The 18331-nt window shown below is 63.8% G+C and carries 16 protein-coding genes and 1 pseudogene; 13 read left to right on the top strand and 4 right to left on the bottom strand.

Annotation, left to right across the window (positions count from 1 at the left end):
- Positions 1 to 225: 225 nt before the first annotated feature.
- Positions 226 to 543 (top strand): annotated as a pseudogene (locus AXW67_RS45070) (phage integrase central domain-containing protein); the annotation flags it as partial.
- A gap of 535 nt (positions 544 to 1078) precedes the next feature.
- Here the strand turns inward: AXW67_RS45070 and AXW67_RS42790 are convergent.
- Positions 1079 to 1255 (bottom strand): hypothetical protein, encoded by a 177-nt coding sequence (locus AXW67_RS42790; protein ID WP_161491277.1) that lies wholly within the window; start codon positions 1253 to 1255, stop codon positions 1079 to 1081.
- A gap of 1178 nt (positions 1256 to 2433) precedes the next feature.
- Here AXW67_RS42790 and AXW67_RS21300 point away from each other — a divergent pair.
- Positions 2434 to 4044, top strand: a complete 1611-nt coding sequence (locus AXW67_RS21300; RefSeq protein WP_063679417.1) for a porin — start codon at positions 2434 to 2436, stop codon at positions 4042 to 4044.
- A 609-nt stretch (positions 4045 to 4653) separates the two neighbouring features.
- On the opposite strand, the gene AXW67_RS21295 is transcribed toward AXW67_RS21300, so the two are convergent.
- Positions 4654 to 7020, bottom strand: a complete 2367-nt coding sequence (locus tag AXW67_RS21295) for a lytic transglycosylase domain-containing protein (RefSeq protein WP_063679416.1) — start codon at positions 7018 to 7020, stop codon at positions 4654 to 4656.
- 280 nt (positions 7021 to 7300) lie between these two features.
- Here AXW67_RS21295 and dapA point away from each other — a divergent pair, with 280 nt between their 5' ends.
- From dapA to AXW67_RS21275, 4 genes are read left to right on the top strand one after another with little or no spacing between them, the layout of a single operon-like run.
- Positions 7301 to 8191, top strand: coding sequence for a 4-hydroxy-tetrahydrodipicolinate synthase (gene dapA, locus AXW67_RS21290; protein WP_063679415.1), 891 nt, complete (start codon positions 7301 to 7303; stop codon positions 8189 to 8191).
- A gap of 55 nt (positions 8192 to 8246) precedes the next feature.
- Positions 8247 to 8663, top strand: a complete 417-nt coding sequence (gene mscL, locus AXW67_RS21285) for a large conductance mechanosensitive channel protein MscL (protein ID WP_063679426.1) — start codon at positions 8247 to 8249, stop codon at positions 8661 to 8663.
- A 59-nt stretch (positions 8664 to 8722) separates the two neighbouring features.
- Positions 8723 to 9196, top strand: a complete 474-nt coding sequence (gene smpB, locus AXW67_RS21280) for an SsrA-binding protein SmpB (RefSeq protein ID WP_027553126.1) — start codon at positions 8723 to 8725, stop codon at positions 9194 to 9196.
- 4 nt (positions 9197 to 9200) lie between these two features.
- A complete protein-coding gene (locus AXW67_RS21275) occupies positions 9201 to 9794 on the top strand; it encodes a peroxiredoxin (RefSeq protein WP_063679414.1) in 594 nt (197 codons plus the stop codon).
- Here the strand turns inward: AXW67_RS21275 and AXW67_RS21270 are convergent.
- Positions 9791 to 10465 (bottom strand): uracil-DNA glycosylase, encoded by a 675-nt coding sequence (locus AXW67_RS21270; RefSeq protein ID WP_063679413.1) that lies wholly within the window; start codon positions 10463 to 10465, stop codon positions 9791 to 9793. The two genes, AXW67_RS21275 and AXW67_RS21270, sit on opposite strands and share 4 nt — an antisense overlap.
- Positions 10446 to 11090 (bottom strand): LabA-like NYN domain-containing protein, encoded by a 645-nt coding sequence (locus AXW67_RS21265; RefSeq protein ID WP_027553129.1) that lies wholly within the window; start codon positions 11088 to 11090, stop codon positions 10446 to 10448. Before AXW67_RS21265 ends, AXW67_RS21270 begins: the two co-directional genes overlap by 20 nt.
- A gap of 322 nt (positions 11091 to 11412) precedes the next feature.
- On the opposite strand from AXW67_RS21265, the gene rpoZ reads away from it, so the two are divergent.
- The 7 genes from rpoZ to era all read left to right on the top strand — a co-directional run bounded on the left by rpoZ (position 11413) and on the right by era (position 18325).
- Positions 11413 to 11805 (top strand): DNA-directed RNA polymerase subunit omega, encoded by a 393-nt coding sequence (gene rpoZ / locus AXW67_RS21260; RefSeq protein WP_027522935.1) that lies wholly within the window; start codon positions 11413 to 11415, stop codon positions 11803 to 11805.
- Positions 11806 to 12012: 207 nt separating this feature from the next.
- Complete coding sequence (locus AXW67_RS21255) at positions 12013 to 14304, top strand: RelA/SpoT family protein (protein ID WP_027553130.1); 2292 nt, start codon at positions 12013 to 12015, stop codon at positions 14302 to 14304.
- Between the two features lie 110 nt (positions 14305 to 14414).
- Entirely contained in the window at positions 14415 to 15167 is a 753-nt protein-coding gene (locus AXW67_RS21250; protein WP_027553131.1) for a pyridoxine 5'-phosphate synthase, read from the top strand.
- Entirely contained in the window at positions 15164 to 15583 is a 420-nt protein-coding gene (acpS, locus tag AXW67_RS21245) for a holo-ACP synthase (RefSeq protein ID WP_027553132.1), read from the top strand. The genes AXW67_RS21250 and acpS overlap by 4 nt, the downstream gene beginning before the upstream one ends.
- Positions 15584 to 15832: 249 nt before the next feature.
- Positions 15833 to 16597 carry a signal peptidase I gene (gene lepB, locus AXW67_RS21240; RefSeq protein WP_027553133.1) on the top strand — a complete coding sequence of 255 codons (765 nt, stop codon included), beginning with the start codon at positions 15833 to 15835 and terminating at the stop codon, positions 16595 to 16597.
- A complete protein-coding gene (rnc, locus tag AXW67_RS21235) occupies positions 16594 to 17409 on the top strand; it encodes a ribonuclease III (protein ID WP_027553134.1) in 816 nt (271 codons plus the stop codon). The genes lepB and rnc overlap by 4 nt, the downstream gene beginning before the upstream one ends.
- On the top strand, positions 17399 to 18325 hold the full coding sequence (gene era / locus AXW67_RS21230; RefSeq protein WP_027553135.1) for a GTPase Era: 927 nt from the start codon (positions 17399 to 17401) through the stop codon (positions 18323 to 18325). Before rnc ends, era begins: the two co-directional genes overlap by 11 nt.
- The last annotated feature ends 6 nt before the right edge of the window (positions 18326 to 18331 follow it).

Below are 18331 nucleotides of genomic sequence, written 5' to 3'. Positions count from 1 at the left end.
GCGGTTTGCTAAACCGTTATAGGCTTGTAAAGGCCTATCGAGGGTTCGAATCCCTCCGTCTCCGCCAGCGCGTTGTTCGCCATCCTTCGCCAACCCTCTGAATCTATAGCACTTCCTGGCAAAGGTCATTCTTGATCATTTGCGTCATTCGCCTGAAAGGTCCGCAAGTTCCAGGACCAAGCCAGCGCGCTAGAGAAGGCGAAGACGACCACTTTCCAGGAATGCGGCAAGGCCTACATCAAGGCCCACCGGTCCGGCTGGAAGAACGCCAAGCACGCCGAGCAGTGGTCGGCGACCTTGGAGAGGTGGGCCTATCCGATCATCGGGAAGTTGCCCGTCGGCAGCATCACCACTGACCTCGTGCTCAAGGTGCTCGAGCAGCCGGTGGGCGCGGGGGAGAACGCGCCCACGTTCTGGAACGCCCGCACCGAGACGGCAAGCCGGGCGCGAGCCGCATCGAGAACATCCTCGACTGGGCGAAGGCCAAGAAGCTGCGCGATGGCGAGAACCCGGCGAGGTGGAAGGGGCTGCTATGGCGCGTAGCTCTCAGTTCGACGTTTCGTCAACTAGAGACAACAAACCGCGATAGATGACCAAGAGAGGCGGAAATACGATTGCTGCTGCGAGCGCCCAGGTGAGAGCTATAATTGCAGGCGTCTCCTTGATCACGCTACAAAGGCGCCGCATGGGGTGGAAGTGGTACCCGGCCGGGCAGACCAACGAACCTTGAGAGCTCCAAGTCGGCATCACCGGGGGCGGGAGGGATGCCAAGTTAAAGGGTCAATCCGGCAATCAGGATTCCCGCCCCAGCAACGTAATATCTCACGCGGCAATTCCTTTTCAGCGCAGTTCATCAATCTGGTCTTGCTCTGCCTAGAGTGTCTCCTGAATATCCACTAATCCCGCGCGCCAGCGATGTTGGCGCCCCAGCTCGGCGAACGGTCAGCGGCTCCAGCCGGTGCAGAACTCGACCAGCGTTGCGGTGCTCACCACGCAAGGCGCAGGTGTGACCGATGCCCAAATGTCTGGGCCGTCGTGACGTTCATGTGCATCCATCCGGCGACGTGAGCTAGCCGGCCTAAATGCCGTCGCTGGTCTCCGATGCCGCAGATCCTTCGGGCTCTCGATCGCTGAAGAGGTAGTCGCCCAGATAATAGAGGCCAACGGAGGCGCAGAGCCCGACGGCCGCAACACTGTACATGGTGGCGTCGTTGTAGATCAGTGATTCAGAGGCCTGAACGAATTCCTTGAGCATGAATGTCCCGTTGGCTTCCAGAAAAACGAAGCCGGGACAGCCAAACAACCGATCGCACTCACAAAAACGAAAGATGGCGCCCAGCCCCAGAGTATCGATACTCAACCGGCGCGGGTAGTCAATTGCAGATTCGCACAATTGGTAATGAGTAGAAATGCGGATGGAGGCTCAAGGGTGCCGTCGAGCAGCTAACCGCAAGGCGAGAATGCAGCCCAAGAGGCGCAGACCGTCAGGACCGCGTCGATCAGCATCCCGAGCAGGAATTGCTCATTGCCGCCGATCTTCGGATCGGGCCCGCTGCTTGAGATGCGCGGTGATGTTTACCAGGATGTATCCCGCGGGTAGGGGGCCGCTAGGGGAGTCCGCCTCAAACAGCCCAAGGGTCATCAGCACCTGCCCGTGACGAACCGGCGGCTGAGCCAGTCGCGGTCCGCTGTCTGGAAGGGGCAGGTCGCGCCAATCCTCGGCGTTGTATGAGTCAAAGTGTGGGTAAAAATCAGAAATAGCTGAATTCTTCGAGAAATTTGCTTCGTCGAGCGAACTCCGTCTCCGCCAGTCAAGATGCCAAGTCTGAACCCCGAATCGATCTCGCGGCATCCCGGCCCATCCTTCCGGCCCATATCGCATCCTCCCGGTCGATATAGAGAGTGTTCCTGCCGCGCGTGACCTTGTGCATTCCGGGAACTCCGCGCGTTCGTCGCGGCCGTCTTTGGGACCTTCCGCGCTCTGCTGAGTCCTTTCGTCGATTCCACGATTCGATCGCGTCAGAACCGCAACACGGTGGGGGGCTCCGCCTCTGGAGCGTTGCGTCGGAATTTTGGCGACAAATGGAACCGTCTGAAAAAGACGAGTAAAACCAATGTGTTGCCGAGGCGCCTCGATCACAACTGCGTGTTATTTGTGCAACACCCGTCGGAAAACGCGCTTCATAGGCCCGCTTCGGAGCGTTCTGTTGTTGTGTGTGCAAGGACGTTCGGTAATTGTGACCGAGCGACGGAGGGGGGCATCCCGAGGTCGTCCCGTTTTAGGTGGTTCGCTTAAGTCCCTCGCGTTCATGCGGGTGTGTCCGAAGGCGCGAAGCGACTAAGCGGTGAGTTAAAGGGACAAGGGAACCAACCTTAGGGTGTTTCACCCAGCGGATCCGGAACCTTCCCTATAGAGCAACTTGGAGGTTTAACATGAAGTTGGTTAAGAGCCTTTTGCTCGGTTCAGCGGCGGGTCTGATCGCCGTTGGCGGAGCGCAGGCAGCCGATCTCCCCGTGAAGGCCAAAGCGGTCGAATACGTGAAGATCTGCTCCCTGTACGGTGCCGGATTCTACTACATCCCGGGCACTGACACCTGCATCAAGCTGGGTGGTTATCTGCGCGCTGAAGTCGCGCTGAACACCAACTCGGACATCAGCGGCCAGTTCAACGTCTCGTCTCAGGGCGCGAACGGTGCACGCAACCGTCTGACGAACTACTACACCATGCGCGCTCGTGAAGATCTCAACATCGACACGCGCACCGCGACCGAGTACGGCGTCGTCCGTACTTTCTTCGATGGCGTCTTCTCCTGGACGACCGGCAACTACGTCGGCACCAACAGCGGCTCTGGTGCGACCCAGTATAGCGGCACGCTCGGCGTCGGCCCGAACCCGGTTGGCACGGCTGCCAGCCCGGTGTCGCTGTTCGGCTCGGGCTCTGGCTCGGTCAACGGCACCGACGGCAACACCTCGGGCGGCTCGCTCGGCGTGTACTACGCCTTCATCCAGTTCGCTGGCTTCACGATGGGTAAGGCAGTGTCGCAGTTCGACGCTCCCTGGACCAACTACCCGGGCAACAACTTCGACGGTCTCGTCGGCGGTTCGGGCACGGTCACCGGCGTCAACCAGTTCACCTACACCGCTGACTTCGGTCAGGGCGTGACGGCGTCGTTCTCGGCCGAAGACGTGACCCAGTACTATCAGGCTGGTAACCTCAACATCACCCCGGGTGCGACTGGCGGCTTTGGCTTGTTCGCCGGTTCGATCGGCAACACCGGCAGCATCGGCGGCACGCGCTCGCCGAACCTCGTCGGTATGGTTCGTGTCGACCAGGCTTGGGGTCTGTTCCAGGCGTCGGTGGCCGCGAAGGACAACCACGTCGCCTACTACCAGCAGACCGAAATCTCTGGCCACCCCGACGACAAGTGGGGCTGGGCGGTTCAGCTCGCTCTGTCGATCAAGAACATCCCGACCGGCGCGGGTGACACGATCAACGTGTCGGGCGTCTACACGGACGGCGCGACCCGCTACAACTTCCAGAACCTCGCGGGCAGCACGTTCGCGATGTTCGGCAGCTCGGGTTCGGCCTATCAGAGCGTCGGCTTTGCGTCGGCCCCTGACACGGTGTTCATCAACGGCAGCAGCCAGGAGACGGTCAAGACCTGGGGCTTCCGCGGTGCTTACACCCACAACTGGGATCCGTACTGGAACACCTCGGTCTACGGTGCTTACGCAGCGGCTCAGTTCGGCACGCTGGCCAAGTCGACGATCTGCAGCGCTGCCGTCTTCGGGACGATCGCTTCGGTTGGTTCGACCTGTAACCCGGACTTCAACATCGGCCAGGCTGGTATCATCACCCGCTGGACTCCTGTGAAGAACCTGACCTTCTCGGCAGACTTCACCTGGAGCCATCTGGACCAGAAGTACTCGGGCTTCGTGACCCCGGCGGCGATTATCGCTGTGCCGGCCAAGCCGGTCGCTACGTACGAGCTGAAGGACCAGGACACCTTCACCCTGCTCCTCCGCGCTCAGCGCAACTGGTAATTCCGGTCTAACGATCTGAATGAGAACCCCGGCGGGAAACCGCCGGGGTTTTTCTTTGCCGGTCTGAGCTTGCTGGCACCGCGAAGATGCGCACCAGGTTGATGCCCTCGCCGGGTTGCGCAGGACCGCACCGAGAGCCCGTCGCGGGCCGAACGCGCTCAGAGATGAGGCGGTATCTTCGATCGCTGCGGAAGGCGCAGGCTTGCCGGTTGGGATCGCGCCCGAAGCTACCTTTATCCGCAGGCGCTGCCGGAACATGGTCGTCCGACGGGGCTGCATGTCGAGCCACATCGCTCTGCGTACAGTCGAGGCTTCCTGAATCCACGACGGCGATCGTCCATCTGCGGGCCGTTCCGGCATTTGCCTGCGAACGACTCAGGCCGCGACCGTCGTGGCTGGAGAGAATCAACGCGTTGGCCTTCGATGGGCGGCCTGGCCGCGGTCGCCGATCTACCGGGCAACAGCTCGCCGCTCTCAAATCCCTCGCTTCCAGGGGCGGCGTGAAGATCGCGTTCGACCGGGCTCTACGATTCGGATCGGGAGCGGCAGCCGCTTCCACGGGGCGGGCCCCCTATCGGCCCGGACGAGCGCATATAGGGTAGGGCGGCGCTACTCCACGCTGCCGGTGCCGCGGCGCAGATCGGCCTCGATCTGCAGGCGCGTGCCGCCGCCGAAGCGGGCGCGGTAGACCTGAAGATTCTCCATGATCCGCTGCACGTAGTTGCGCGTCTCGGAGAACGGGATCAGTTCGACCCAGTCGACCGCATCGACCTTCGGGTCACGCGGATCACCGTAGCGGTCAATCCACTTCTTCACGCTGCCGCGGCCGGCATTGTAGGCGGCAAAGGTCATGATGTAGGAGCCGCGATAGTCCTCGAGCAGTCCGCCGAGCTCGGCCGCGCCGAGCGTTGCGTTGTAGGCCGAATCGTTCTTGAGCCGGGACAGGTCGTAGGTCGCGCCATGCCGCTTGCAGACGTAGCGCGCGGCATCCGGCGTCACCTGCATCAGCCCATAGGCCTGCGCCGGCGAGACCACGGACGGATTGAACGCGCTTTCCTGCCGCGCGATGGCATAGACGATGCTGCGCTCGACCTCAGGGCCGATCTGCGAGAACTGCGGAATGCCGTTGACCGGGTAGGCGTAGAAGTCGAACGGCAGGCCCCGATTGAGCGCGGCCTTGCCGACAAGAAGCATGCCGCGCGCGTCGCTGTAGCGTTGGGTGAGCTCACCGAGGCCGGCAAGCGCCTCGGGGTCGCCGTTCTCGCCCATGTCGGCGAGCATCGGTACCGCGAGCTCGCGCTCGTCGAGCTCGTAGAGCAATTGCGCCGCGCGCACGATCTCCAGCCGCTCGGCGCCGCGGCCGTGCGGTGCGCTGTTCAGCGCGATCTGCGGCAGGCTGAGCTTGGCGCGGGCGAGCTGGCCGTAATAGCTGGTCGACTGCTCGCCCGCCCGCGCATAGGCGTTGCGCGCCTCCTGCTGGCGACCCATGGCTTCCGCCGCGCGGCCCTGCCAATAGCCGGCGCGCGCCAGCGTGGTCGGGTTGACGCTGCCGACGCCGATGCGCGCGAAATGCTGGGCGGCGGTCGAGGGATCGTTGAGGAAGCGCAGCGCGATCCATCCCGCGGTGAATTCCTGCTCGGTCTTGTAGATGTCGCGCGAGGGCAGCGCTGCGTCGCGCGCGATCAGATAGGCGCTGCGGAACTCCTCGGTGTCGATCATCTTGCGCGCGAGCAGGCGCCGCTCGATCCACCATTCGTCGAGATTGTAGAGCCGGTTCGGATCCTTCGGCGCCGACAGCATGAGCTGGGCCGCTTCCGCGAACTTTTCCTCGCGACGCAGGAGCTGGATCTTGCTGAAGATGTAGCCGGGATCGCCGTGCAGCTCGCGCGGCACCGCCTCGAGCAGCGCGCGCGTGTTGGGCGCCTTTCTGTAGGAGGCGATGCGGGCCTTGGCGAGCGCGACATAGCCGGCGCCGAGGCGCTTGGCGGCGCGCAGCGCGGCTTCGTGCTCGCTGCCGTAGAGCAGCGAGTCCATCCGCGCCTTCTGGTCGCCCGGCGTGAGCAGGGCGCCGAACTGGTCGAGCGCGTTGTTCTCGGTGTCCTCCGACATCGGATCGCTGCGCCAGGCCTCGCGCACCAGCCGCTCGGCGTTGGCGCGGTCGCCGCGCGCCAGCATCGCCTTGGCGAGCGAGAAGCGGCCCTTGGCGGAGATAGGCGACTCGTTCTCGAACCACGACCACGCAACCGAATCGTCGCGCCTGTCGTCCCACATCGCGGCCTCGAGGCGCCGGCGCAGGAAGGTCTGCGATGGCCAGCTCGGATTGGCGGAGAGGAAGGCGCGGTAGCGCTCCACGCTCGCGCCATTGTCCTCGCTGCGCAGGATGATCCATTCCGCAAGTTTGCGCGCGACGGGGTCGGAGATGGCCGCTTCGGCGTTGGTTGCATCGCCCGACCGGCGCTTGCGCACGAGCTCGATGACGTTTTCCAGCGTGTCCTTGTCACCTTGCGAGGTCGACGACGTCGCAGCGACCGCGGCCGGCAGCACCGGCTTGCGCGGCGCCGCGTGCTGGCGGGTCGCCGGAGCCAGCACAGGGGCAGCGGCAGGTCTGACGGCGGTCGGGGCGGCAGGTCGGACGGTGGCCGTCGCAGGAGTGGCCTGGGGGGGCGAACCGTTGGCGGTCGGTCGTGATTTTGGCGCGGGGGCCGCTGCCGTAGGCTTGTGCTTGTCCTTTGCAAGTTCCTTGCCGGCATCCTTGGCCGGTTTCTTCGCGGCATCCTTGGCGGGGGCGCTAGCGGCTTCCTTGCTCGTTCCCTTCGCTGCGTCCTTGCCTGTTCCCTTGGCCGATCCTTTGGAGGGTCCCTTCGTGGTTTCCTTAGGGGCTTGCTTCGCGGTTTCCTTGACGGTGTCCTTGGCCCCGTCAGGGGGCGCCTCATTGGACTTGGCCCAGGCGGCACAACCGACCGAGAGCCCTGCCATCAGGCATGCGACCAGACCGGCGGATCGCCATGTGGCACGAGGAAAGAAAGTCACGGCGTTTCGTCGCCCCGAATCAGTCAAGTGGCTCAAGACCTAGCAGTATTCGATTGAATATGCGGACAAATCACCAACAGCCGCTTACTTTGGGCGGGTTTGCACCACCACCGCGGCAAAATCGCGGCCTAAACGGTGCGTCACGCGGAAGCGGCCCTTTTACGGTCGGGATAGACCCGATATGTATGGGGCTTGCTCTAAAGCCAGCCGCGTACGGAGGAAGTCCATGGCAGCCAAGTCGAAATTCCGGGGGTCGTTCACCGCCTTGGTCACGCCGTTCAAGAATGGCTCTCTGGATGAAGCCGCGTTTCGCTCGCTGGTGAACTGGCAGATTTCCGAGGGCACCAACGGTCTCGTCCCGGTCGGCACCACCGGCGAGAGCCCGACGCTCAGCCATGACGAGCACAAGAAGGTCGTCGAATGGTGCATTGCTGAGGCCAAGGGGCGCGTGCCCGTGATCGCCGGCGCCGGCTCCAACTCGACCAAGGAAGCCATCGAGCTCGCGCAGCACGCCGAGAAGGCGGGCGCGAACGCCGTGCTGGTCGTGACGCCCTACTACAACAAGCCGACCCAGGAAGGGCTCTACCAGCACTTCAAGGCGATCAATGATGCGATTGGAATTCCTATCATTATCTACAACATCCCGCCGCGCTCCGTGATCGACATGTCGGTCGACACCATGAAGCGGCTGTGGGACCTGAAGAACATCGCCGGCGTCAAGGACGCCACCGCCAGCATGGTGCGGGTGTCGCAGCAGCGCGCGGCGATGGGTGAGGACTTCAACCAGCTCTCGGGCGAGGATGCGACCATCCTCGGCTACATGGCGCATGGCGGCCACGGCTGCATCTCGGTGACCTCCAACGTCGCGCCGCGGCTGTGCTCGGAATTCCACATAGCCTGGCAGAAGGGCGATCACGCCACCGCGTTGAAGCTGCACGACAAGCTCATGCCGCTGCACAACAACCTCTTCATCGAGAGCAATCCGGCGCCGATCAAGTATGCGTTGTCTCTGCTCGGCAAGATGGACGAGACGTTGCGGTTGCCGATGGTGCCGGTCTCCGAGCCGACGCGCGTTGCGGTGCGCAGCGCCATGGTCCACGCCGGACTGATCAACTGACGCATTCGCGTTTTAGGGAGAGCTTTTCATGGGCGTCGAGGAGAGGGGCATGCAGATGCTCAAGGAGTTCCGCGAATTCGCCATGAAGGGCAACGTCGTCGATCTCGCGGTCGGCGTCATCATCGGCGCGGCGTTCGGCGCGATCGTCAATTCACTGGTCGGCGACGTGATCATGCCGATCATCGGCGCCGCCACCGGCGGCTTGGACTTCTCAAACTACTTCACCCCCTTGTCGGCGAAGGTCACCGCCGCCAACCTGGCCGATGCGAAAAAGCAAGGCGCCGTGCTGGCCTGGGGCAGCTTCCTCACGCTGACGATCAACTTCATCATCATCGCCTTCGTGCTGTTCCTCGTGATCCGTGCCATGAACAAGCTGAAGCGCAAGGAGGAGGTCGCGCCGGCAGGGCCGCCGAAGCCATCCGCGGAGGTCGAACTGCTGACCGAGATCCGCGATCTCCTCAAGAAGTCTTGACGCGCGCGCTTCGTCCAAACTGTTAGCGTTGACGCGCATCTCGATCGGATTTGTCTGCCATGGCCGATAAGAACGAACGTCCTATCAAGGTCGTGGCGGAGAATCGCAAAGCCCGCTTCAATTACGCGATCGAGGACACGGTCGAGGCCGGCATTGCGCTGACCGGAACCGAGGTCAAGTCGATCCGCAACGGCAAGAGCACGATCGCGGAATCGTACGCGGATTCGAAGAACGGCGAGATCTGGCTGATCAACGCCAACATCCCCGAATATCTCCAGGGCAACCGCTTCAACCACGAGCCCAAGAGGCCTCGAAAGCTGCTCCTGCACCGCAGGCAGATCAACAAGCTGATCGGCGCGGTGGACCGCGAAGGCATGACGCTGATCCCGCTCAAGCTTTACTTCAACGAGCGCGGCCGCGCCAAGCTGCAGCTCGCGGTTGCGAAGGGCAAGAAGCTGCACGACAAGCGCGAGACCGTGAAGAAGCGCGACTGGGGCCGGGAGAAGGGCCGGCTGATGCGGGCGAGGGGTTAGCGAGATGAATCAGAGAAGCTTGACCGAGGTCGACTGGAGCAAGATTCCCGCACCCGCCGACGATGGGGGCGCCGCGCATCTGAAGGGTATGGCGTTGCCTCCGGTCAGCCTGCTCGCGACCGACGATACCTCGGTGACGCTGTCGACGCTGCGCGGGCGCACCGTGGTGTTCGCCTATCCGCGCACCGGCGAGCCCGGCAAGATCGCGCTGGTCGACGACTGGGACATGATTCCGGGGGCGCGCGGCTGCACGCCGCAGACCTGCGCGTTCCGCGATCTCTTCGCCGAGCTGAAGGCCGCCGGTGCGGCGCAGGTGTTCGGCCTGTCGACGCAGAGCAATAACTACCAGATCGAGATGGCCTCACGGCTGCATCTGCCGTTCCCGGTGCTGTCGGACGAGAAGCTGGAGCTCACGCGCGCCCTCGATCTGCCCACCATGGAGGTTGCGGGGCTCACGCTGATCAAGCGCCTCGCGCTCATCATCGACGACGCACGCATCACGCAAGTGTTCTATCCGGTGTTCCCGCCGGACCGGAACGCCGGCGATGTCCTGGACTGGCTGAAGGCCAATCCGGCCAAAGATCCGGTCAGGGCCTAGTCGAGGTCGGCTTTCACCCGCGCGAACACCTTGCGGAACATGTCCGGCGTCAGCACGCCCGTGTTCGTGTTGTAGCGGGAGCAGTGATAGCTGTCGTAAAGCCTGATCGCGCCGGCCTGATGCACGGCGCCGTGGCCGAAAGGGGCCTGCGAGCCCTTCAGTTGCAGCGGCTTGAGCACGGTGTCGTGCGCAATGCGCCCGAGCGCGACGATCGCGCGCAGGTTCGGCATCGCCGCGAGGTTCGCCGCGAGAAAGCGGCGGCAGGTGTTGATCTCCGCCGGCAGCGGCTTGTTCTGCGGCGGCACGCAGTGCACCGCATTGGCGATCCGGCAGCCGACCAGCTTCAGGCCGTCGTCGGGCCGCGCCTGATAGGTTCCCCTGGCAAATCCATATTCGATCAGCGTCGTGTAGAGCAGGTCGCCGGCATAGTCGCCGGTGAAGGGCCGGCCGGTGCGGTTGGCGCCCTGCATCCCCGGTGCGAGCCCGACGATCAGCAGGCGCGCCCTGGTGTCGCCGAATGGCGCGACCGGCGCATTGTGCCATGACGGCTCGCGCGTGCGGTTCGCCTCGCGAAAGGCGACCAGCCGCGGACAGAGCGGACAGTCACGGTCGGGAACGACGGTGGGGGCCTGGTGGCTTAACCGGGCCGCCTCACTCGTCGAAGTCGTCATCGCCCCTCGGTGCCATCGTGGTTGCGCGCTGCAGGAATTGCGGGGCGTGGTGGCGTGCCTCGCGCTCGCTACGATCGCGCGGGGCGGGGCGTTCGGACGGGTCGCGGCCAAGCTTGGATTGCAGCTCGACGAGGTCGGTGAAGACGTCGGCCTGGCGGCGCAGCTCGTCGGCGATCATCGGAGGCTGGCTGGCGATCGTCGAGACCACCGTCACGCGCACGCCGCGGCGCTGGACGGCCTCGACCAGGGAGCGGAAGTCGCCATCACCCGAGAACAGCACCATCTGATCGATGTGCTCGGCAAGCTCCATGGCGTCGACCGCGAGCTCGATGTCCATGTTGCCCTTGACCTTGCGGCGGCCGGAGGCGTCGATGAATTCCTTGGTCGCCTTGGTGACGACGGTGTAGCCATTGTAGTCTAGCCAGTCGATCAGCGGGCGGATCGAGGAGTATTCCTGATCCTCGATGATCGCGGTGTAGTAGAACGCCCGCAACAGCGTCCCGCGGCTCTGAAATTCCTTCAGCAGGCGCTTGTAATCGATATCGAAGCCTAGCGTTTTGGCCGTCGCGTAGAGATTGGCCCCGTCGATGAAGAGCGCGATCTTGTTGGTAGGAGAAGGTGACATTCAGTTGCTCGCGTAGTGTTGTGATTAATCGTTTATTGTTGGCGCGGCGGCAGTCCGCGCGGTTCTAGAGTGCTGCCGAGTCCCGTCGAAAACAAATCCGGAGAAGTCGGGGCAATCAAGGTATAGTTATGGCGGCGGTGCATAAGTCCGGGCCCGCCATCAATGGTAGCCCGAAAAACCACCCATCCCAGCCCCAATTTGGGGGTAGCAGAGCCGTTTGGCGAGGCCAAATCACAAAATGATCTTGCGAAACCGCCCCGGCCCCTATAACTAGCCCGCATCATCCACATATTTGGTCCCACCCAGAGCGGAGCGACAGTCCATGGCTCGCGTCACCGTAGAAGATTGTATCGACAAGGTCGACAACCGGTTTGACTTGGTCCTGCTGGCCGCCCACCGGGCCCGCATGATCTCGTCCGGTTCACAACTAACGGTTGACCGCGATAACGACAAGAACCCTGTTGTGTCTCTGCGCGAAATCGCTGACCAGACCATTTCGCCGGAGGATCTCCGCGAGGAGCTGGTGCACTCCCTGCAGAAGTTCGTCGAGGTGGACGAGCCCGAGCCCGATACGGTGCCGCTGATCGGTTCCGCGGGCGCGAGCGTCGATGCCGACGATACCGAAGTTGCCGTCGAGCGCATGACCGAAGAGGAGCTCCTGAAGGGCCTCGAGGGTCTCGCACCGCCGGAGGAGCAGCCCGAGGAGGACGAGTAATCGTTCCGTCGCTGTCGTCGAATTCTTGTGATCGGATCAAAGGCCCGAACCCGCGTTCGGGCCTTTGCTTTTGTTGACCTTTTCGTGGTTACCATGGCGTTGCCGGATCGCGACGTTTCCTGTCATCGAATTGATCGGAACCGCGCGGGATCGGGGCTAAGGTGTATACAACGGGCGTCTTGGTGGCCCGTTTGAAGGCAGGAAGGCATGGTGTATCGGCGCCGGAGACACACGCAGATGCTGGCCGCAACCGAATCGGTTGCCGTGGCCCCGACGGCGCCGGCAGGAGCGCGACCGGCGAAGCCGCGCGCGCGCATGATGCGTCAATATGACCTCGTCGAGCGTGTCAGATCCTACAATCCCAACACCGACGAAGACCTGCTGAACCGGGCCTACGTCTACGCCATGAAGGCGCACGGTTCGCAGACCCGCGCCTCGGGCGACCCGTATTTCTCGCACCCGCTCGAGGTGGCGGCGATTCTCACCGACCTGAAGCTCGACGACGCGACCATCGTCGCGGCGCTGCTCCACGACACGATCGAGGACACCGAGGCGACCCGCGCCGAGATCGACCAGCTGTTCGGGCCCGAGATCGGCGCGCTGGTCGAGGGCCTGACCAAGCTGAAGCGGCTCGAGCTGGTGTCGCGCGAAGCCAAGCAGGCCGAGAATCTGCGCAAGCTCTTGCTTGCGATTGCCGACGACGTCCGCGTTCTCCTGGTCAAGCTCGCCGACCGCCTGCACAACATGCGCACGCTGGAATTCGTGCCACCGGAATCGCGCCGCCGCATCGCCGAGGAGACGCTCGACATCTATGCGCCGCTAGCCGGCCGCATGGGCATGCAGCAAATGCGCGAGGAGCTGGAGGATCTGTCCTTCCGCATGCTCGATCCGGAAGCCTATTCGGTGGTGATGCAGCGTCTCGATGCGCTCGCCGAACGCAACCGCAATCTGATCGGCGAAATCGAGGCGCAGCTTTCCAACAATCTGCGCCACAATGGCCTCGGCACGCGGGTCTATGGCCGGCGCAAGAAGCCGTTCTCGATCTGGACCAAGATGGAGCGCAAGTCGGTCGGCTTCGAGCAACTGTCCGACATCTTCGGCTTCCGCATCGTGGTGACGGACGTGGCTGCCTGCTATCGGGCGCTCGGAATCGTCCACACCACCTGGCCGGTGGTTCCGGGGCGCTTCAAGGACTACATCTCGACGCCCAAGCAGAACGATTACCGCTCGATCCACACCACGGTCATCGGCCCCGGCAACCAGCGCGTGGAACTCCAGATCCGCACCGAGGAGATGGACCAGATCGCCGAGCGCGGCATCGCCGCGCACGTCTTCTACAAGGAAGGGGCCGGTTCGCCGACCGAATTCCTCAAGCGCGAGTCCAACGCATTTGCCTGGCTCCGCCACACCGTCGGCATCCTGTCGGAGAGTGCAAATCCAGAGGAATTCCTCGAGCACACCAAGCTCGAGCTGTTCCACGATCAGGTGTTCTGCTTCACCCCGAAAGGCAAGCTGATCGCACTGCCGCGCCACGCCAACGTGATCGATTTCGCCTATGCCGTGCACACCGACGTCGGCAACAGCGCGGTGGGCTGCAAGATCAACGGCAAGTTCGCGCCGCTGTCGTCGGAGCTCCAGAATGGGGACGAAGTCGAGGTTCTGACCTCGGAAGCGCAGTCGGCGCCGCCGTCGGCTTGGGAATCGCTGGCGATCACCGGCAAGGCGCGCGCCGCGATCCGGCGTGCCACGCGCACGGCTGTGCGCGATCAATATGCCGGCCTCGGCCGGCGCATCGTCGAGCGCCTGTTCGAGCGCGCCAAGATCGAATATGCCGACGACAAGCTCAAAGGCGCGCTGCCGCGGCTCGCCCGCGCCTCGATCGATGACGTCATGGCGGCAGTCGGCCGCGGCGAGATCAAGGCCTCCGACGTCGCCCGCGCGATGTATCCCGACTACAAGGAGGAGCGCGTCGCGCGCTATGCCGGCAAGAAGGGGCTCGCCGCCAAGCTCAAGGAGAAGGTGGTCCCCGAGGCGCCGCGCAGCCCGGTCGCCATTCCGATCCGCGGCATCAACTCCGACCTCCCGGTCAAGTTCGCGCCGAATGGCGGCGCCGTGCCCGGCGATCGCATCGTCGGCATCGTCACACCGGGCGAGGGGATCACGATCTATCCGATCCAGTCGCCGGCCTTGAAGGATTTCGAGGAGGAGCCGGAGCGCTGGCTGGACGTGCGCTGGGACATCGAGGACAGCACTCCGCAGCGCTTTCCTGCCCGCATCAAGGTCGAGAACGTCAACGAGCCCGGCGCGCTGGCCCAGATCGCCACCGTGATCGCCGAACATGACGGCAATATCGACAATATCAGCATGCAGCGCCGCTCGCCCGACTTCACGGAGACGACGATCGACCTCGAGGTCTACGATTTGAAGCACCTGAGCGCGATCATAGCCCAGTTGCGCGCGAAGGCGGTCGTCGCCCGCGTCGAACGTGTTAATGGATAAGGCTCGTCGTTGCCGGGCTTGACCCGGCAACTCATCTTTCGAAGAGGATGGATGCGCGGGGCTCGCCCGCGGATGACGAGTTGAGGAATGTCACTTAAGTGAGCCCTGCAATGCCCGCTCCTCCGCTTCGCCTCGGCGTCAATGTCGACCACGTCGCGACCCTGCGCAACGCGCGCGGCGGCCGCAATCCCGATCCGGTGCGCGCGGCACTGCTCGCGATCGAGGCCGGTGCCGACGGCATTACGGCGCATTTGCGCGAGGACCGCCGCCACATCCGCGACGAGGATATGGCGCGGCTGAAGGCCGAGATCTCCAAGCCGCTCAATTTCGAGATGGCGGCGACCGACGACATGATGCGCATCTCGCTCGCCACCAAGCCGCACGCGGTATGCCTGGTGCCGGAGCGCCGGCAGGAGGTGACGACCGAAGGCGGGCTCGACGTGGTCGGCCAGCACAACGCGCTCGCGCCTTACATCGCGCGGCTGAACGATGCCGGCATCCGCGTCTCCTTGTTCATTGCGGCGGATCCTCAGCAGATCGAGATGGCGGCGCGGCTGCGCGCGCCCGTGATCGAAATCCACACCGGTGCCTGGTGCGATGCCGTGGTCGACGGCCACGCCGAGAAGGCCGAGGCCGAATGGCAGCGGATCGTGGCGGGGGCGAAGCTCGCGCGGGCTGCGGGGCTGGAAGTTCATGCCGGCCACGGGCTCGACTATGCGACCGCGGAGAAGATCGCGGCGTTGCCGGAGATCGTCGAGCTCAACATCGGCTACTACATGATCGGCGAAGCGCTCTTCGTCGGCCTCGCCGAGACGGTCCGCGGCATGCGCGCGGCGATGGACCGCGGCCGGAGCCGGGCATGATCATCGGCATCGGCTCCGACCTGATCGACATCACGCGTGTCGCCAAGGTGATCGAGCGCCACGGCGAGCGCTTCCTCGATCGCATCTTCACGCAGACCGAGCGCGCCAAGGCCGAGCGGCGCGCCAAGAACGAGAAGATGGTGGTGGCGACCTATGCCAAGCGGTTCGCGGCCAAGGAGGCCTGCTCGAAGGCGCTCGGCACCGGCATCCGGCGCGGCGTCTGGTGGCGCGACATGGGGGTGGTCAATATGCCGGGAGGGCGGCCGACCATGCTGCTGACCGGCGGGGCACTGGCCCGGCTCCAGGCCCTGACGCCCGAGGGCTTCGAGGCGCGCATCGACCTTTCGATCACCGACGACTGGCCCCTGGCGCAGGCCTTTGTGATCATTTCCGCGGTCCCGCTGGCGAAGTCCTGACGGTTCGGTGGTCATTTTATAATTCGCATTAAAAATCAATATCTTATGCAGTTTTGATGCGATCCTTGATTGCGTGGACCCCGACAACCGTCTAAAAGTCCGCGGACGCAAATCAGCCTGGGTGAATTCGGCTTTACGCCGGAATTGGCCCTCACTATCAGAATCAGGACAATCTCCTTACGCCGCGAACCGATGGGCCATGCGCGGGAGGAGGGCGCTCTGTGACCGCCGGCCGGAATTGAGAGAGCAATGAGCGTGACTTCGGGAACAAAATCTGAGAGCGGCCTCGGCGAAACCATCCGGGTCGTGATCCATGCTCTCCTGATTGCGCTGGTGATCCGCACCTTCCTGTTTCAGCCCTTCAACATTCCATCCGGCTCGATGAAGGCGACGCTGCTGGTCGGCGACTATCTGTTCGTCTCGAAATATTCCTACGGCTACAGCCATTACTCGATCCCGTTCTCGCCGCCGCTGTTCTCGGGGCGCATCTGGGGCTCGGACCCGAACCGCGGCGACATCGTCGTGTTTCGCCTGCCGAAGGATGACTCGACCGACTACATCAAGCGCGTGATCGGGCTTCCCGGCGACCGCATCCAGATGAAGGACGGGCTGCTCTACATCAACGACACGCCGGTCGAGCGGCAGCGCATGAGCGAGTATGTCGGCGAGGATCCGTGCGGCTCAGAAGGCGGCGGCATCTCCCGGGTGAAGCGCTGGAAGGAGACGCTGCCGAACGGCGTGTCTTATGAGACGCTGGACTGCGCCGACAACGGCTACATGGACAACACCAACGTCTACAACGTGCCGCCCGGCCATTTCTTCATGATGGGCGACAACCGCGACAACTCCACTGACAGCCGATTCCTGGGCCAGGTCGGCTATGTACCGTCGGAAAATCTGATCGGCCGCGCGCAAATGATCTTCTTCTCGATCGCCGAAGGCGAGCATGCCTGGATGTTCTGGCGCTGGCCGTGGGCGGTGAGATGGAACCGCTTCTTCAAAATCGTCCGATGAAAGACGAGGCCAAGGACATCGCGATCCAACCGACCGAGGCGCCAGTGAGCCCTGAAGGCGAAGCTGCTCCCAAGACACCCGCGAAGAAGAAGCGGGCACGGAGCGCCAAGGCCAAGGGGGCGAACGCGGCGCTCGAAGCGCGCATCGGACACGGCTTTGCCGATCCGAACCTGCTGATGCAGGCGATCACGCATGTCTCGGCGCTGAAGTCCGGGCGCAAGCGCGGCGACAGCTACCAGCGGCTCGAATTTCTCGGCGATCACGTGCTCGGGCTCGTCGTCTCCGACATGCTCTATCACGCCTTCCCGAGTGCCGACGAGGGCGAGTTGTCCAAGCGGCTTGCCGAACTCGTGCGCAAGGAAAGCTGCGCCGACGTCGCCAAGTCGCTCGGTCTGCTCGACGACGTCAAGCTCGGCTCGGTCGGCCCCAGCGCCGACGCCCGCCTGCGCAAGAGCGTACTCGGCGACATCTGCGAGGCCGTGATCGGCGCCATCTTCCTCGACGGCGGCCACGCGGCCGCGGCGGAGTTCGTCAAGCGCAACTGGACCGAACGCATGCACAAGCCGCGCCGGCCGCTGCGCGATCCCAAGACCGTGCTGCAGGAATGGGCGCAGGGCAAGGGACTGCCGACGCCGGTCTACCGCGAGGTCGAGCGCACCGGCCCGCATCACGATCCGCAGTTCCGCGTCGCCGTCGACCTGCCGGGGCTGGCGCCGGCCGAAGGCATCGGCGGCAGCAAGCGCGCGGCGGAGAAGGTGGCGGCCTCCGTCATGATCGAACGCGAAGGCGTTGGCGGCGGCAATGACGGCTGAAGCAAGCGGCGAAGCGCCTGCCGCGACGCGCTGCGGCTTCGTCGCGCTGATCGGCGCGCCGAACGTCGGCAAATCCACCCTGGTCAATGCGCTGGTCGGCGCCAAGGTCACGATCGTCTCGCGCAAGGTGCAGACGACGCGCGCGCTGATCCGCGGCATCGTCATCGAAAACAACGCGCAAATCATCCTGGTCGACACGCCCGGTATCTTCTCGCCCAAGCGCCGGCTCGACCGCGCCATGGTTTCGACCGCCTGGAGCGGGGCGCATGACGCCGATCTCGTCTGCGTGCTGCTCGATGCCAAGACCGGTCTCGATGAGGAGGCGGAGGCGATCCTTGCCAAGGCAGCCAGCGTCAATCACGAGAAGATACTGGTGATCAACAAGGTCGATCTGGTCCAGCGCGAGAAGCTTTTGGCGCTGGCGCAGGCCGCCAACGAGCGCATGCCGTTTGCCAGGACCTTCATGATCTCGGCGATCTCGGGCGATGGCGTCGACGACATTCGCACGACCCTTGCGGAGATGGTGCCGCCCGGCCCATTCCTCTATCCCGAGGACCAGATGTCCGATGCGCCGATGCGGCAGCTTGCGGCAGAGATTACACGCGAAAAGATCTATCAGAAGCTGCACCAGGAATTGCCGTACCAGTCCACGGTCGAGACCGACAAGTGGGAGGAGCGCAAGGACAAATCGGTGCGCATCGAGCAGACGATCTTCGTGGAGCGCGAAAGCCAGCGCAAGATCGTGCTGGGCAAGGGCGGCGCCACCATCAAGTCGATCGGCGCGGACTCGCGCAAGGAGCTGATGCAGATCCTGGATGTGCCGGTGCACCTGTTCCTGTTCGTCAAGGTGCGCGAGAACTGGGGCGACGATCCCGATCGCTATCGCGAGATGGGCCTGGAATTCCCCAAAGAATAAGACATG

Origin of the sequence: Bradyrhizobium neotropicale (genome assembly GCF_001641695.1) — a bacterium.
Lineage (GTDB): Bacteria > Pseudomonadota > Alphaproteobacteria > Rhizobiales > Xanthobacteraceae > Bradyrhizobium > Bradyrhizobium neotropicale.
This window is presented reverse-complemented; position numbering and strand designations above follow the sequence as displayed.

Coding starts and splice junctions, on each gene's coding strand:
- AXW67_RS42790 (WP_161491277.1), bottom strand. CDS start 1,255: ATGCTCAAGGAATTCGTTCAGGCCTCTGAATCACTGATCTACAACGAC.
- AXW67_RS21300 (WP_063679417.1), top strand. CDS start 2,434: ATGAAGTTGGTTAAGAGCCTTTTGCTCGGTTCAGCGGCGGGTCTGATC.
- AXW67_RS21295 (WP_063679416.1), bottom strand. CDS start 7,020: ATGGCAGGGCTCTCGGTCGGTTGTGCCGCCTGGGCCAAGTCCAATGAG.
- dapA (WP_063679415.1), top strand. CDS start 7,301: ATGGCAGCCAAGTCGAAATTCCGGGGGTCGTTCACCGCCTTGGTCACG.
- mscL (WP_063679426.1), top strand. CDS start 8,247: ATGCTCAAGGAGTTCCGCGAATTCGCCATGAAGGGCAACGTCGTCGAT.
- smpB (WP_027553126.1), top strand. CDS start 8,723: ATGGCCGATAAGAACGAACGTCCTATCAAGGTCGTGGCGGAGAATCGC.
- AXW67_RS21275 (WP_063679414.1), top strand. CDS start 9,201: ATGAATCAGAGAAGCTTGACCGAGGTCGACTGGAGCAAGATTCCCGCA.
- AXW67_RS21270 (WP_063679413.1), bottom strand. CDS start 10,465: ATGACGACTTCGACGAGTGAGGCGGCCCGGTTAAGCCACCAGGCCCCC.
- AXW67_RS21265 (WP_027553129.1), bottom strand. CDS start 11,090: ATGTCACCTTCTCCTACCAACAAGATCGCGCTCTTCATCGACGGGGCC.
- rpoZ (WP_027522935.1), top strand. CDS start 11,413: ATGGCTCGCGTCACCGTAGAAGATTGTATCGACAAGGTCGACAACCGG.
- AXW67_RS21255 (WP_027553130.1), top strand. CDS start 12,013: ATGGTGTATCGGCGCCGGAGACACACGCAGATGCTGGCCGCAACCGAA.
- AXW67_RS21250 (WP_027553131.1), top strand. CDS start 14,415: ATGCCCGCTCCTCCGCTTCGCCTCGGCGTCAATGTCGACCACGTCGCG.
- acpS (WP_027553132.1), top strand. CDS start 15,164: ATGATCATCGGCATCGGCTCCGACCTGATCGACATCACGCGTGTCGCC.
- lepB (WP_027553133.1), top strand. CDS start 15,833: ATGAGCGTGACTTCGGGAACAAAATCTGAGAGCGGCCTCGGCGAAACC.
- rnc (WP_027553134.1), top strand. CDS start 16,594: ATGAAAGACGAGGCCAAGGACATCGCGATCCAACCGACCGAGGCGCCA.
- era (WP_027553135.1), top strand. CDS start 17,399: ATGACGGCTGAAGCAAGCGGCGAAGCGCCTGCCGCGACGCGCTGCGGC.